Source organism: Streptomyces sp. NRRL F-2580, assembly GCF_000720115.1.
GTDB lineage: Bacteria > Actinomycetota > Actinomycetes > Streptomycetales > Streptomycetaceae > Streptomyces.
Genome location: NZ_JOIR01000001.1, coordinates 255,335 through 268,878, shown reverse-complemented (window position 1 = coordinate 268,878; position 13,544 = coordinate 255,335). Strand labels below are relative to the sequence as shown.

At 72.1% G+C, this 13,544-nt stretch carries 14 protein-coding genes and 1 pseudogene; 3 read left to right on the top strand and 12 right to left on the bottom strand.

The window, feature by feature from the left end:
- Positions 1 to 23: 23 nt before the first annotated feature.
- Positions 24 to 1,196 (bottom strand): acyl-CoA dehydrogenase family protein, encoded by a 1,173-nt coding sequence (locus tag IF88_RS0101455; RefSeq protein WP_030706593.1) that lies wholly within the window; start codon positions 1,194 to 1,196, stop codon positions 24 to 26.
- A gap of 147 nt (positions 1,197 to 1,343) precedes the next feature.
- Positions 1,344 to 2,114 carry a helix-turn-helix domain-containing protein gene (locus tag IF88_RS49535; protein ID WP_051836253.1) on the bottom strand — a complete coding sequence of 257 codons (771 nt, stop codon included), beginning with the start codon at positions 2,112 to 2,114 and terminating at the stop codon, positions 1,344 to 1,346.
- A gap of 68 nt (positions 2,115 to 2,182) precedes the next feature.
- Between IF88_RS49535 and IF88_RS47570 the strand changes: the two are divergent.
- Positions 2,183 to 2,305 (top strand): annotated as a pseudogene (locus IF88_RS47570) (DUF6230 family protein); the annotation flags it as partial.
- Between the two features lie 404 nt (positions 2,306 to 2,709).
- Here IF88_RS47570 and IF88_RS45165 read toward each other — a convergent pair.
- From IF88_RS45165 to IF88_RS0101430, 3 genes are all read right to left on the bottom strand, one after another.
- Complete coding sequence (locus IF88_RS45165; protein ID WP_107050446.1) at positions 2,710 to 2,862, bottom strand: SCO1431 family membrane protein; 153 nt, start codon at positions 2,860 to 2,862, stop codon at positions 2,710 to 2,712.
- A gap of 135 nt (positions 2,863 to 2,997) precedes the next feature.
- On the bottom strand, positions 2,998 to 3,432 hold the full coding sequence (locus IF88_RS0101435) for an SPW repeat protein (RefSeq protein ID WP_030706588.1): 435 nt from the start codon (positions 3,430 to 3,432) through the stop codon (positions 2,998 to 3,000).
- A 95-nt stretch (positions 3,433 to 3,527) separates the two neighbouring features.
- Complete coding sequence (locus tag IF88_RS0101430; RefSeq protein ID WP_030706586.1) at positions 3,528 to 4,895, bottom strand: peptidase C39 family protein; 1,368 nt, start codon at positions 4,893 to 4,895, stop codon at positions 3,528 to 3,530.
- Positions 4,896 to 5,006: 111 nt separating this feature from the next.
- Between IF88_RS0101430 and IF88_RS0101425 the strand changes: the two genes are divergently transcribed.
- Both IF88_RS0101425 and IF88_RS0101420 read left to right on the top strand, forming a co-directional pair.
- Positions 5,007 to 5,684, top strand: coding sequence for a uridine kinase family protein (locus tag IF88_RS0101425; protein WP_030706584.1), 678 nt, complete (start codon positions 5,007 to 5,009; stop codon positions 5,682 to 5,684).
- A 378-nt stretch (positions 5,685 to 6,062) separates the two neighbouring features.
- The gene (locus IF88_RS0101420) at positions 6,063 to 7,982 is read left to right on the top strand and encodes an AAA family ATPase (RefSeq protein ID WP_030706581.1); all 1,920 of its coding nucleotides are present in this window, start codon (positions 6,063 to 6,065) and stop codon (positions 7,980 to 7,982) included.
- Positions 7,983 to 8,059: 77 nt separating this feature from the next.
- Here IF88_RS0101420 and IF88_RS0101415 read toward each other — a convergent pair whose 3' ends face one another.
- The 7 genes from IF88_RS0101415 to ribH all read right to left on the bottom strand — a co-directional run bounded on the left by IF88_RS0101415 (position 8,060) and on the right by ribH (position 13,501).
- Positions 8,060 to 8,467 (bottom strand): hypothetical protein, encoded by a 408-nt coding sequence (locus IF88_RS0101415; protein ID WP_030706579.1) that lies wholly within the window; start codon positions 8,465 to 8,467, stop codon positions 8,060 to 8,062.
- A 94-nt stretch (positions 8,468 to 8,561) separates the two neighbouring features.
- Positions 8,562 to 9,635, bottom strand: a complete 1,074-nt coding sequence (locus IF88_RS0101410) for a hemolysin family protein (protein ID WP_030706578.1) — start codon at positions 9,633 to 9,635, stop codon at positions 8,562 to 8,564.
- Entirely contained in the window at positions 9,632 to 11,059 is a 1,428-nt protein-coding gene (locus tag IF88_RS0101405) for a hemolysin family protein (RefSeq protein ID WP_234323410.1), read from the bottom strand. Before IF88_RS0101405 ends, IF88_RS0101410 begins: the two co-directional genes overlap by 4 nt.
- A gap of 200 nt (positions 11,060 to 11,259) precedes the next feature.
- On the bottom strand, positions 11,260 to 11,724 hold the full coding sequence (locus IF88_RS0101400) for a PH domain-containing protein (RefSeq protein ID WP_030706576.1): 465 nt from the start codon (positions 11,722 to 11,724) through the stop codon (positions 11,260 to 11,262).
- A gap of 44 nt (positions 11,725 to 11,768) precedes the next feature.
- A complete protein-coding gene (hisG, locus tag IF88_RS0101395) occupies positions 11,769 to 12,617 on the bottom strand; it encodes an ATP phosphoribosyltransferase (RefSeq protein ID WP_030706575.1) in 849 nt (282 codons plus the stop codon).
- A 58-nt stretch (positions 12,618 to 12,675) separates the two neighbouring features.
- Complete coding sequence (locus IF88_RS0101390; RefSeq protein ID WP_030706574.1) at positions 12,676 to 12,957, bottom strand: phosphoribosyl-ATP diphosphatase; 282 nt, start codon at positions 12,955 to 12,957, stop codon at positions 12,676 to 12,678.
- 58 nt (positions 12,958 to 13,015) lie between these two features.
- Positions 13,016 to 13,501 carry a 6,7-dimethyl-8-ribityllumazine synthase gene (gene ribH / locus IF88_RS0101385; protein WP_007262951.1) on the bottom strand — a complete coding sequence of 162 codons (486 nt, stop codon included), beginning with the start codon at positions 13,499 to 13,501 and terminating at the stop codon, positions 13,016 to 13,018.
- Positions 13,502 to 13,544: the final 43 nt, after the last annotated feature.

Genomic DNA, 13,544 nt, shown 5'->3' with positions numbered 1-13,544 from the left:
GGCCCTCGCCCCCAGGGCTCCCGTCAGCGGGTCTCCGGCCCCGCCAGGTGACGGGCGATGACCATGCGCTGGATCTGGTTGGTGCCCTCCACGATCTGGAGCACCTTCGCCTCGCGCATCAGTCGCTCGACGGGGAAGTCCGCGGTGTACCCGTAGCCGCCGAGGACCTGCACGGCGTCCGTGGTGACGGCCATCGCCGCGTCCGTGCAGAACAGCTTGGCCATCGCCGCCTGGCGCGAGAACGGCTTGCCCGTGTCCCGCAGCCGCGCCGCCGCGAGGTACAGCGCCCGGCCCGCCTCGATCTTGGTGGCCATGTCGGCCAGCATGAAGCGCAGCCCCTGGAAGTCGGCGATCGGGTGCCCGAACTGCTTGCGGTCCAGGGCGTACGCGAGCGCCTCGTCCAGGGCGGCCTGGGCCACGCCGATCGCGCAGGCGGCGATGCCGAGGCGTCCCGCGTCCAGTGCGGCCAGGGCGATGGTGAAGCCCTGCCCCTCCTCGCCGATGCGGCGCGCGTCCGGCACCCGTACGCCGTCGAAGTGCAGCTGGGCGGTGGGCGAGCCCTTCATGCCCATCTTCTTCTCGGGCACGGCCGCCGTGAGGCCCTCCGCGTCCCCGGGGACCAGGAAGGCGGTGATGCCCTTGGGGCCCTCGGCGCCCGTCCGCGCCAGGACGGTGTAGAAGTCGGCGACCCCACCGTGGGTGATCCAGGCCTTGGTACCGGTGATGACCCACTCATCGCCGTCGCGCACCGCCTTGGTGGCGAGCGAGGCGGCGTCGGAGCCGGCGGCCGGCTCGGAGAGGCAGTAGGCGCCCAGCAGGCCGCCGCCGAGCATCGCGGGCAGGTGCGCGCCCTGCTGCTCCTTGGTGCCGTAGCCGGCGAGGCCGTGGCAGGCCAGGGAGTGCACACTGACGCCGAGGCCGACGGTCAGGCGGGCCGCGGCCAGCTCCTCCAGGACCTGGAGGTACACCTCGTACGGCTGCTCGCCGCCGCCGTGCTCGCCGGGGTACGGGAGGCCGAGCAGGCCCGCCTCGGACAGCAGGGTGAAGACCTCGCGGGGGAACCTCCCCGAGTCCTCTTCCTCGGCAGCCCTGGGGCGGATCTCCCGCTGGGCGATCTCGCGTACGAGGGCGAGGAGGTCGCGGGACTCCTCGGTGGGCAGCTGACGGTCCACCGGCTGCGGGGCGCGGTCTGTCATGGCGGCGCTCTCCTCCCTGGTCGGGCACGGCGGCGACGCGTGAGGTGTGGGACGCGACGCCGGGTCTCGGTGCTCTCACAGCCGATGGTGCCCTCCCGGATCACGGAATGGGCTGTTCAGCGGCTGCGGCGGCTTGAGTATGCCCGATCAGGAGCTTCCCGTCACCGGGGCAAGATCATCACGCTGACCGAACGGTCCTTCGGTAAGGGGAGGTGCCGGACACTCCGGGACGAACTCCTCGATCACCGTCAGCGTCGCGCGCAGCTGGCGCACCAGCAGGGCCCCGAGCTCGGCACGATCGGGCGGTTCCGAGACGGCGGACGCGGCGGACCCACCAGCCCCACCGGACCCACCGGACCCACCACCCCCACCGAGTCCATCACCCCCACCAGCCCCGCCAAGCCCGCTGATCCACTCCAGGGTGATCCCTTCCACGGCGGAGAGCCAGCCGACGAGGGCGAGCCGGGCGACCGGCGGGAGGGAGCGGTGCCCGTACGCGCCTTCGGCGATGGTGGCGACCAGCTCCTCCCGGACGGCGTCGCGGATGGCGAGCACCTCGGCGTCGGAGCCGACGCCGCCGGTGACGATGGTGCGGTAGGCCGCCCGGTGGTGCTCGGCGTAGTGCAGGTATCCGTCGACGGTGCGGCGGACGCGCTCCGCGTTAGGGAGATCCGTCTCGCCACCGGCGCGGGCAACGAGCTCGGCGACCGACTCCTCGACGATGGCGAGGTAGTAGCCGCGCTTGCTCTTGAAGTAGTAGTAGATCAAGCCCTTGGCGACGCCCGCGTGCTTGGCGATGTCGTCCATGGAGAGTGCGTCGTAGGAGGTGTCGGCGAACAACTTACGTCCGATTCCCATGAGTTCGGCCCGGCGAACCTGCGAACGCTCGGTCGTACCGCGCTGTTGACTATTATTCAAATTCAGCCCTAGCCTCGAACTGCCACAACGTGCCCGAAGTATGGCAGCACTTCCCCTGCGCACCGGACGGCCTCCAGGCCGGGACCATCGAGGTGGTCGGCGTGAAGTCGCACGCCTGGTCCGCGACCGGCGGCAACTTCAGGCTCAAGGGCATGCAGCTAGACGTCAGCCTGGACGGCGGGAAGTGCTTCCAGTCGTGCGGCGCGGCCGCCGCCGGAGCCGTGACCCCGGCGGCGGCTGCGCGCCTCGCGCCGGACCCGGCCGTTCTGGGGCGGACCGCTGGTCCCCCGACGGTCACCGCCTCGTTCTTCGCACCGCAGGGCTTCGCGCTCGCGGGTACGGCCGAGGTGCCCACGGTGGACGGGCCGCTCAAGGTACTGGTGCTGCGGATGCGGGCGGCTTCGCTGCGCGACGACCGGCTGCGCACCCGGGACGGCGGGAGCGAGTACGGGCTCGCCGCCGACTCCCTCGACCTGCGCGGCGACGTCACCTTGTACCTGACGCGGTTCAGCGGCTGCATCGAGGGGCTGCCCTGCGTGACCTTCAGCCCCGAGGGGCTGCCCGCTCCCCCGGCCGACCCCCCGCGAGGAGCCGGTTACAGCCAGCCGACCTGGGTGACGAACATGGCGACGACGACCACGAGGGTCCAGCCGAGGACGTGCTCCAGCCACGAGGAGTCGTCCTTGGGGCCTCCGGTGCGGACGAGGTCCAGGGCGGGGGCGGTCGGGGTGGCGCTGTCGGCAGTCATGATGTCCAATGTGCCAGCGTTCGCGCCCTTCGCGGTAGATGACGATGGTCACGTGGTAGCGCCCGTCACACCACCGGGCCCCCACCACGCCCCGGATTCGGGAGCGGCGGGGGCCCGGCGGCCTGGCCGGCCTGGTCAGATGCGGGTGTCGCGGTTGCGGCCCGCCATGGCCGCCATCGCGAGGCCGAGGCAGAGGGCGACGACTCCGGTGATCACGTTGTTGACCACCGTACGGGTCGTGTCCATCTCTCCGGCGATGACCCACGGGGCGATGATCGTCCACGCGCCGAGCGCAACGGCCGTCCAGGCCATCGCGTGGGTGCGTTCGTAAGCGGATCCCAGACCACCCATGCACAGGCAGAACGCCAGGCCGGTGATCAGGTTGTTGACGGCCAGCGGGGTCAGGACGCTGAACCCGGCTATCCACGGCGAAGCCGCCAGGTACAGGCCCGTGATCAAGGCCAGTGCCTCAACGGCCTGCGCGGCAGGGGTGCTGGTCACCCGTTCGAACCGAGTGCGCATCTCGGCCAGGTCCGGGTGGTGCTCGATGCTGCTGGGATGAGTGGTCATGGCGGGCTGCCTCCTACAAGAAGCCTTATATGGCTTTTATCCCCATATTCCGCCCGTTAAGCCATCCGGACCAGCCGAGTTCGCCCAGAACGCGCTCAGAACACCCCGACCGCCGTCAGCGCCGCCGTGTGGGCCGCGCTCGGGGCCGCCGGCACATAGAGGTAGCAGATGCCTCCGCTGCCCGAGGCGACCTTGCCGGAGGTGCCGTGGCGCTTGGTGCGCAGCCAGATAGCCTCCCATTCGGCGCGCTTGTAGACGCGGCGGACGGACGGGTTGTCGGGCGAGTTGGGGTCGTTGGCGATCACGTCCCCGGCGGCCGTGAAGCCGATGACGGTCATCAGGTGGCCCGCGGTGCCGTAGCCCGCGCCGGTGAGCTCCTCCGGGCGGAAGGACTGCGAGGTGATGGCCGGGATGCCGACCGCGACCAGGATCTCCAGGTCGGTCAGGGAGGTGAGCCGGGTGACGACGCCGCCGAGCCCGCGGTAGGTGGCCGCGTAGGCGGCGTTGAAGGGCCAGTTGCCGCAGCCCTTGTAGGCGGCGTCGTAGGTGGAGCGGGCCGCGTGGCAGATCTGCGGGTCGGAGTACCTCGGGTTCACCCAGGTCAGGGCGGTGGCGCTGGCCTTGCCGCCCCAGTACTCGATGATCATCTGCGAGGAGGTGGGGCTGCACCAGGCCTCGCCCCCGTTGTCGTACTCGGGGTACTGCCCGGCGTGGGTTTCCTGCGAGTAGCGCGGGACCTTCAGCTCGTGGGCACGGCCGGAGGGAGTGGAGGCGGGGACGGTGAACCGGTCCGGGACGTCGGAGGCCATGGCGCCCGCCAGCCACACGGTGGGGCCGCGGTCCGCGCCCGGCTTGCGGTGCAGGGTCAGACGCAGCTGCCAGTCCCTGATCCGCAGCCCGGCGGCCGCGGCCGGGGCGTCGACGGCGAGGGTGTCGGTCCAGACGGTGGACTTCCCGTCGGTCTGGCCGTCGACGGAGGTGCGGCGGATGTCCCGGTCGCCGGAGGCCCAGCGCCCCATCACGTACCAGGGGGTGGCGGTGCCGTCGGTGTAGGTGCCGCGCAGTTCGATCTGGATCCAGGTGCCGGCCGGGGTACGGGCGTTCCAGGAGGCGATCGCCTCGGTGGCGGGCACGGTGGAGCGGTGCACCGGGGAGGTCCAGGTGGCGTACTCCCAGACGCTCTTCCTCCCGGTGTGCGGGTCGGCGTACTCGGTGCGGCCGGCGGCGGTCTCGATCTCCAGGCCGGGGCGGGCGCCGCCGACGGCGGTGGTGCCCCGGTGGGTGCCGGCCTGCCAGTGGGCGAGGGAGTACCAGAAGCGGTTGTCGACGGTGCGGCCCGTTGCCCGCGGGGTCGGCCGGGAGGCCGCCGAGGCGCTGCCGCCGGGGATACCGGAGGCGGTGGCCGCGGTGGCGACCGCGAGTGCGGCGACGAGTACGGCCCTGCGTGGCGTGGATGCTGTCATCGCGAGGTTCCCCCAGGGGGTGGGTCGGCGCTTCGGTGGCTTCACCCTTCCAGTTCCCGGCGGCCGGACGCCGAAGCCGGGGGTCGTGTCGGGCTTGTCTAGGCTGGTCGGGTGGAGCCACAGCAGTCACTTGAGTCACTCGCACGGGAGCTCGCCGCGTTGCCGCCCTCCCTCGGCCCGGTGCGCCTGATCGGGATCGACGGGCACGCCGGATCGGGCAAGAGCACCTTCGCGGCGCGGCTCGCCGAAGCGCTGGGACGGCCCACGCTGGGGCGCCCCCGGCCGGCACACCCCACGCCGGCTGTGCCCGTGCTGCACCTGGACGACGTGGCCAGCCACGCGGAGCTGTTCGGCTGGGAGGAGCGGCTGCGCGCGCAGGTGCTGGAGCCGCTCGCCGCGGGACGGCCCGCGCACTGGGCCCCGTACGACTGGGTGGAGCGCCGCTTCGGGCCGGAACGGGTACTGGAGCCGGCGCCGGTGCTGCTGATCGAGGGGGTCGGGGCCGGGCGGCGGGCGCTGCGCCCGCACCTCGCGCGGCTGCTGTGGATGGAGACGCCGCGTGCGCAGTCCTGGATACGGGGGCGAAACCGGGACGGGCGGGAACTTTCCGACTTCTGGGACGGATGGGAGCGCGCGGAGCGCGCGCACTTCTCCAGTGACCCTTCGCGCCCCTTCGCCGACACCCTGGTACGCCAGAGTGGTACGGGATACGAGTGGTCTTCCGGGACCGGAGCGACGGCGGGAACCGCCGCTTCCGTGACCGAGGGTGACGAACTCCCCCGGGCCTGAGCGGGCCTGGAAATCCTCTCCGCCGGGCCTCCACCGACCTGCTTGACCTGGGGCCCGCACCGGCCTTACGTTCTCAATGCGCGCCTTTACCGGCTGCCGCGGACACGAAGCCCCCGATTGTTCCCCCGTGATCGGGGGCTTCGTTCTGCCCGCACGTCCCCTCCCCGCAGGCGTCACGCCCGGCGAATCGACCCCGGTTCTTCACCCTGAGTCACCGGGTGCTCTTGGGGCGCACGCCCGAACCCGGCCTGTCGCGCCCTACGTAAGGTGCGAAACCGCAGGTACGATGCAGCCCTGATTTCATCGGCGCAATGGCCAACTCGCGCGCTCGAAGCGGGGGTTGCCGCGCACCACGGGGGCAGGCTTGTGGGGGACGTGATGGATTTCGGCACGCCGGGCAGCATGCACGCCCCGGCCGAACTCGCCTGGCTGCGCGGAGTCGACGCCTGCACCATGGGCGCGTATCCGCAGGCCGAGGAGGAGTTCCGGGCGGCCGTACGACTCGATCCCTCGATGGCCGACGCCTGGCTGGGGCTGCACGCGCTGCGGGTCGACACCGGCAACGCGTTACTCCGGATGTACGCGCACCGGGACCGCTTCGGCGAACAACGGGCCCGGCACCGGAGGACGCTGAACTCCTGGTACTGGCTGGGCTGGTGGGTCCAGCCGGTGCTGGAGAGCCGGCGCGACCTGCTGCTCGCCCACGCCTCGCACTGGCTGGACGGCCGCCACGTGCCCGAGCTGGACCAGGCGCTCGCGGCACTGCCGCCGGTGGACACCGACGCGCAGGTGCGGTTCCTGCACGCCTGCCGGGCCTATCTGGTCAAGGACTGGGAGCAGTTGGTCCGGCACACCGAGCCGCTGGTGAACGATCCGCTGCTGGGGATCGAGGCCGGCCTGTTCGGCGGGATGGCCCGGGTCCGGCTGGAGATGTACGGGCAGGCGGAGCCGATGCTGTCGGCGGCGCTGATGCGCTGTCGCAGCGAGCAGCCGCAGCGCAAGGAGCTGCGGTACTGGCTGGCGCGGGCGCACGAGGGCACCGGGCGCAGTGCGGCGGCACTGCCGCTGTACCGGGCGGTGCACCGGGTGGATCCCTCGTTCATGGACACCGCGGCCCGGCTGACGGCCATCGAGGACGGCGACGACACCGACGGCATGGCCGATCTGGCGGGTCTGGCGGGCTACGCCGGGTACGGGGCCTACGCCGGGCACGGCCCCTCGCCCGTCGGCGGGGACTTCGCGGCGGTCGCGCTGGGCGGCGGGCCCGTCCAGGACATCGCGGCCGACAGCCAGGCCGAGCCCGACCCGCTGGCCCCGCCGACGCCCCCGGCGGGCCGGGTGGAGGGCGCGCGGCGCAAGGTGCCCGTCCCGCCGCAGGGCGCGCCCGAGGGGTTGCCGGCCGGACCGTCCGACCCGGTGGCGCTCGCCGAGGCGCTCGCGGAGCTGGAGCGGATGGTGGGCCTGGAGCCGGTCAAACGGCAGGTGAAGGCGCTGTCGGCGCAGCTGCACATGGCGCGGCTGCGGGCGGGTCAGGGGCTGCCGGTGCAGCCGCCGAAGCGCCACTTCGTCTTCTCGGGGCCTTCGGGGACGGGCAAGACGACGGTGGCGCGGATCCTGGGGCGGGTCTTCTACGCGCTGGGGCTGCTGGGCGGCGACCATCTGGTGGAGGCCCAGCGGGCGGATCTGGTGGGCGAGTTCCTGGGGCAGACCGCCGTGAAGGCGAACGAGCTGATCGATTCGGCGATCGGCGGGGTGCTGTTCGTGGACGAGGCGTACTCGCTGTCCAACTCGGGCTACAGCAAGGGCGACGCGTACGGCGACGAGGCCCTGCAGGTGCTGCTCAAGCGGGCCGAGGACAACCGGGACCACCTGGTGGTGATCCTGGCGGGCTATCCGGCCGGGATGGACCGGCTGCTGGCGGCCAATCCGGGGCTGTCCTCGCGGTTCACCACCCGGGTGGACTTCCCCAGCTACCGGCCGCTGGAGCTGACCGCGATCGGCGGGGTGCTGGCGGACGCGAACGGGGACCACTGGGACGAGGAGGCGCTGGAGGAGCTGCGCAGCATCAGCGGGCACGTGGTGGAGCAGGGCTGGATCGACGAGCTCGGCAACGGGCGGTTCCTGCGCACGCTGTACGAGAAGAGCTGCGCGTACCGGGATCTGCGGCTGGCGGGCTTCGCGGGTGAGCCGTCGCGGGACGACCTCGCCACGCTCCGGCTGCCGGACCTGATGCAGGCGTACGGGGAGGTCCTGTCGGGCCGCGGGCCGCAGGAACGGCCGGAGCCGCCGCCGCTGTGAGCCGGCCCGGCCGTGACGGCTCCGCCGGGCCACGGCGCTTTCCTGTCGGGGCTGGATGCGGCTGGTGCCGTCCTCCGCTACGGCATTTCCGGGGGTGCTCCGGAGAAGGCCGCGATGGCGTTGAAGACCAGCCAGAGGACGAGCAGGGGGATCACGAACCAGAGGACGGAGAGCAGACGTCCGCCGTTGCGCGCGGCCCAGGCCGCGTCCTCCGGGCTGCCGAGGTCGCCCCGCAGCAGGGCGTCGGCCTCCGCCGCGAACGCCGGATCCGCCTCGGTCAGGTTGAGGAGCGCCGCCGTGAGCCGGTCGGCCGCTTCCGGTACGGAGGGCTCACGCTCGAAGGCGGCCAGGAAGGCCAGGCCCTGTTCCGTCAACCGGTCGCGCAGCAGCGCGCGGAGCCGGCGCGCCACCGGGGAGGCCACGTCCGGGTCCTCGCTCAGCAGGGCCACCATCCTGGCGGCCGTCTCGCCGTGCTCCCGGGACATCCGACCGCCCCCTCCCGCGTACGGTCAGTATTGCCCCGGCACCCGGGCGCCCAACCGGCCGAACCCGCCGCGGGACGGCGGGTTCGGCGACGGGTCAGCCGGTGAGTGCCCCCTCCGGGCGGAGTCCCGGCCGGCCGGCCGGGACGCGGTGGGCCGGGTCGCGGACCTCGCCCACCAGCATTTCCAGGACGTCCTCCAGGGCGACCAGGCCCAGGACCCGGCCGCTGGGATCGGCGACCTGCGCCAGGTGGGTGGCGTCGCGGCGCATGACGCTGAGGGCGTCGTCCAGCGGGACGGTGGCGCACAGCGTGGTCATCCGGCGCCAGACCCGCTGGGGCACGGCCCGTTCCCGGTCCTCCAGGTCCAGCACGTCCTTGACGTGCAGGTAGCCCATGAAGGCGCCGCTGGCGGCGCGGACGGGGAAACGCGAGTAGCCGGTGCGCACGGTCAGCTGCTCGATCTGGCGCGGGGTCACGTCGGGTCCGACCGTGACCAGGCGGTCCCGGTCGAGGAGGACGTCGCTGACGGGGCGGCTGCCCAGTTCCAGGGCGTCCTCCAGCCGCTCCTGCTCGACCGGCTCCAGGAGCCCGGCCTGCCGGGAGTCCTTGAGGAGCCGGCCCAGCTGGGCGGAGGTGTAGACGGCCTCGACCTCGTCCTTGGGTTCGACGTTGAAGAGCTTCAGGACGAGCTTGGCGCAGGCGCCGAGCGCGGTCGTGACCGGCCCGCACAGACGGGCGAAGGCGACCAGGCCGGGGCTGAACCACAGGGCGGTCTTCTCGGGGGCGGCCATGGCGAGGTTCTTGGGGACCATTTCGCCGATGACCAGGTGCAGGAAGACCACGGCGGCGAGCGCGAGGGCGTAGCCGAGGGGGTGGATCAGGCCCTGCGGTACGTGGACGGCGTGGAAGACGGGCTCCAGCAGCCTGGCCACGGTGGGTTCGGCGACCGCGCCGAGGGTGAGGGAGCAGATGGTGATGCCGAACTGCGCGGCGGCCATCATGCGGGGCAGGTTCTCCAGGCCGTGGAGCACCTGGCGGGCCCGCTTGGACTCGGCCGCGAGGGGCTCGATCTGGCTGCGCCGTACGGAGACGAGGGCGAACTCGGCGCCGACGAAGAAACCGTTGGCGAGGACCAGCAGCAGGGCGAAGAGGAGCTGGAGCGCGTTCATCGGGAGGCGCCTTCCAGCTCGGCCCGCTGCGGGACGCCTCCGCCGTGGCGGCCGGAGCGGAGCGGGGCGGCGTCGGCGGCGGAGGCGGGCCGGTACGTTCCGGCCGCGGGCACCGCCGTCAGCCGGACCAGGCGCACGCGCTCGGCGCGGTTGCGGCCGACCTGGCGGACGGACAGCTTCCAGCCGGGGAGGTCGGCGCGGTCCCCGGGGGCGGGGATCCGGCCGAGCAGGTCCGCGACGAGGCCCGCGACGGTCTCGTACGGGCCTTCGGGCACCTCCAGGCCTATCCGGCGCAGGGTCTGCACCCGGCAGCTGCCGTCGGCCTCCCAGGAGGGGCGGCCGTCCTCGGCCGGTACGGCGGCCAGTTCGGGGCCCTCGTCCTCGGCGAGGTCGTGCTCGTCACGGACCTCGCCGACGAGTTCCTCGACGATGTCCTCCAGCGTGACCACGCCGGCGGTGCCGCCGTACTCGTCGACGACAACGGCCATCGGCTGTTCGCTGCGCAACCGTTCCAGCAGCGGCTGCACCGGCAGGGAGCCGGGCACCAGCAGCGGGGCGACGCAGATCCGGCTCACGGTGGTGCGGTCGCGCTCGGCCTCGGGCACGGCGAGGGCGTCCTTGAGGTGGACCACGCCGGTGACCTCGTCGATGCGGTCGCGGTAGACCGGGAAGCGGGACAGGCCCGTGGCGCGGGTCAGGTTGAGCACGTCGGCCGCGGTGGCCGTGTGCATCAGGGCGCTGACCTTCACCCGGGGGGTCATGACGTGCTGGGCCGTGAGCTCGCCCAGCGAGAGGGTCCGTACGAAGAGGTCGGCGGTGTCCTGTTCGAGGGCGCCGGCCTGGGCCGAATGGCGGACCAGGGAGACCAGTTCGCCGGGGGTCCGGGCGGAGGCCATCTCCTCGGTCGGCTCCACGCCGAGCGCCCGGACGAGCCGGTTGGCGACGGCGTTGAGGCCGGCGATGACCGGCCGGAAGGCGCGGGAGAAGGCGTTCTGGGGGCCGGCGACGAAGCGGGCCACCTGGAGCGGCCGGGAAACCGCCCAGTTCTTCGGGACGAGCTCGCCGACGACCATCTGGACGGCGGAGGCGAGCAGCATGCCGATGACGACGGCGACGCCGGGGACGGCTCCCACGGGCAGGCCGGTGGCGCCGATCGGCCCGGCCAGCAGTGCGGCGAGGGCGGGCTCGGCGAGCATGCCGACCACGAGGGAGGTGATGGTGATGCCGAGCTGGGTGCCCGAGAGCTGGAAGGAGAGCTCCCTCAGGGCTTTGACCACCGTGCGGGCACGGCGGTCACCGTCGGCTGCGGCGCGCTCGGCCTCGGGTCTCTCCACGGTGACGAGGCCGAATTCGGCTGCCACGAAGAAACCGTTGGCGAGGATCAGGGCGAACGCCGCCGCGAGCAGGAGTAGCGGAATGGTCATGCCGCCGCCTCCGGAGGGAGGGCGGCGCGTGTACTACCGGACGATCCGTCCATTGCTGGAGGGAGTCACTCCTCAAGTCGCAGGTGCCCACGGGCCTCGGGGTCCCGGGGCCGGTGGGAGGGCGCACAGCTGCGCCCCGCCACCAGGGTAGTCATTGAGATCCCCGCCGCAACGGTACGCAGCGACGAGGATCTGTGGTCTCAGTGGTCGTTCGCGCCCGTTCCGCGGCTCTCGGCGAGGGCGCGCAGGGCGCGGGCGTCGCCGATCGCCCGCTGCTTGGCGACGCCCGGCTGGATGCCGAGGACGGGCAGGCTGGTTCCGTCGTTGAGGTCGAGGAACACCCACGGGTCGCCCGGGCGGAGGTTGACGCGCAGGATCTGCGCCCACTCCAGGCGGCGGGTGGTGGTGATGTTGACGACGGTGACGCCGGTCTCGTCCGCGACCACCTTGGGGCGGCTGAGCAGGACGAGGACGGAGCTCAGCAGCACGGCGGTGAAGAGGAAGCTGATCCGCTCCCCCGTGCTGAGGTTCTCCAGGAGGAAGGCGATCGATCCGATGGTCACGAACATGGCGGTCCCGACGCCCAGCAGGACGGCCCGGGTCCGGTTCGGCCGGAAGGTGACCGGCAGGGCGGGCGTGCGGGGCTGGGCGGCGGACTCGGCCATGGTGGTTCGGATGCCTTCTGCGGTGGTGGTGCGGGTGGGACGGGTCAGAGCCGGCAGGCGTGGATCGACGTGGTGAGGATCGCGCGCGCGCCGAGCTCGTACAGGTCGTCCATGATCCGCTGAGCCTCCTTGGCCGGGACCATGGCGCGGACCGCGACCCAGCCTTCGTTGTGCAGCGGGGAGACGGTGGGCGACTCCAGGCCCGGGGTGAGGGCGACCGCGCGCTCCAGGTGCTCGGCGCGGCAGTCGTAGTCCATCATCACGTAGCTGCGGGCGACCAGGACGCCCTGGAGGCGGCGCAGGAACTGCTGGACCTGCGGGTCGTCGGCGTCGGCGCCGTTGCCGCGGATGACGACGGCCTCGGAGGTGAGGATCGGCTCGCCGATGACCTCCAGGCCCGCGTTGCGCAGGCTGGTGCCCGTCTCGACGACGTCCGCGATGATCTGGGCGACGCCGAGCTGGATGGCGGTCTCGACCGCACCGTCGAGGTGGACGACGGAGGCGTCGATCCCCTTCTCGGCGAGGTGCTTGGCGACGATTCCCTCGTACGAGGTCGCGATCGTCATCCCGTTGAAGTCCTCAGGGCCCTTCGCGATGCCGGGGGTGGTGGCGTAGCGGAAGGTGGAGCGGCCGAAGTTCAGCGGCAGGATCTCCTCGGCGCTGGCGCCGGAGTCGAGCAGCAGGTCCCGGCCGGTGATGCCGATGTCGAGCTTGCCCGAGGAGACGTAGATCGCGATGTCCTTGGGGCGGAGGTAGAAGAACTCGACCTCGTTCTCGGGGTCGACGACCACGAGCTCCTTGGACTCCTTGCGCATCCGGTAGCCGGCCTCATGGAGCATCGCCGACGCCGGTCCGGAGAGAGAACCCTTGTTGGGGACGGCGATGCGCAGCATGGGGCTTCCTTTGATGCGTGGGTTGTGCGTGCTTACGGGTGGGTGTGCGGGCCGGAGCTCAGAGGTGCGCGTAGACGTCGTCGAGGGAGATCCCGCGCGCCACCATCATCACCTGGACGTGGTAGAGCAGCTGGGAGATCTCCTCGGCGGCGGCTTCCTTGCCCTCGTACTCGGCGGCCATCCAGACCTCGGCGGCCTCCTCGACGACCTTCTTACCGATGGCATGGACGCCCTTGTGGACGAGCTCGGCGGTACGGGAGGTGCTGGGGTCGCCGTTGGCGGCCTTGAGCTGGAGCTCGGTGAAGAGGTCTTCGAAGCTCTTGGAGGGTTTGTTCGCCATGATGTCCTTAGGGTACGGGCTCACCCGGGTGTCCCCGTGCCGGGGTTCACTCCTTGGACTAGCGCCAGGGTTCGCTGACGGTCCGCAGGGTCATGGCGGTGGAGACGGCGGCGGTGACCGCTTCGTGCCCCTTGTCCTCGTTCGACCCCTCGAGCCCGGCGCGGTCCAGCGCCTGCTCGTCGTTGTCGCAGGTCAGTACTCCGAAGCCGACGGGGACTCCGGTGTCGATCGACACCTGCACCAGGCCCTGGGTGACGCCCTGGCAGACGTAGTCGAAGTGCGGGGTGCCGCCGCGGATGACCACGCCGAGGGCGACGATGGCATCGTAGCCGCGACCGGCGAGCACCTTCGCCACGACCGGCAGCTCGAAGCTGCCCGGGACGCGGAGCAGGGTGGGCTCGTCGATGCCCAGCTCGTGCAGGGCCCGCAGGGCACCGTCGACCAGTCCGTCCATGACCTTCTCGTGCCACTGGGCCGCGATCACGGCGACTCGGAGGTCTCCGCAGTTCTTCACGCTCAGTTCGGGTGCGCCCTTGCCGCTCACAGCTCTGCTCCTCGGTGGTTCGTGGATGTACGTACGGTGGTGG

What these genes read in the sequence shown, in the direction of transcription:
- IF88_RS0101390 (WP_030706574.1), bottom strand. Translation starts at nt 12,957, where the DNA reads ATGGCGAACAAACCCTCCAAGAGCTTCGAAGACCTCTTCACCGAGCTC.
- IF88_RS0101435 (WP_030706588.1), bottom strand. Translation starts at nt 3,432, where the DNA reads ATGACCACTCATCCCAGCAGCATCGAGCACCACCCGGACCTGGCCGAG.
- IF88_RS0101400 (WP_030706576.1), bottom strand. Translation starts at nt 11,724, where the DNA reads ATGGCCGAGTCCGCCGCCCAGCCCCGCACGCCCGCCCTGCCGGTCACC.
- hisG (WP_030706575.1), bottom strand. Translation starts at nt 12,617, where the DNA reads ATGCTGCGCATCGCCGTCCCCAACAAGGGTTCTCTCTCCGGACCGGCG.
- IF88_RS0101410 (WP_030706578.1), bottom strand. Translation starts at nt 9,635, where the DNA reads ATGAACGCGCTCCAGCTCCTCTTCGCCCTGCTGCTGGTCCTCGCCAAC.
- IF88_RS0101420 (WP_030706581.1), top strand. Translation starts at nt 6,063, where the DNA reads ATGGATTTCGGCACGCCGGGCAGCATGCACGCCCCGGCCGAACTCGCC.
- IF88_RS45165 (WP_107050446.1), bottom strand. Translation starts at nt 2,862, where the DNA reads ATGACTGCCGACAGCGCCACCCCGACCGCCCCCGCCCTGGACCTCGTC.
- IF88_RS0101415 (WP_030706579.1), bottom strand. Translation starts at nt 8,467, where the DNA reads ATGTCCCGGGAGCACGGCGAGACGGCCGCCAGGATGGTGGCCCTGCTG.
- IF88_RS0101430 (WP_030706586.1), bottom strand. Translation starts at nt 4,895, where the DNA reads ATGACAGCATCCACGCCACGCAGGGCCGTACTCGTCGCCGCACTCGCG.
- IF88_RS0101455 (WP_030706593.1), bottom strand. Translation starts at nt 1,196, where the DNA reads ATGACAGACCGCGCCCCGCAGCCGGTGGACCGTCAGCTGCCCACCGAG.
- IF88_RS0101405 (WP_234323410.1), bottom strand. Translation starts at nt 11,059, where the DNA reads ATGACCATTCCGCTACTCCTGCTCGCGGCGGCGTTCGCCCTGATCCTC.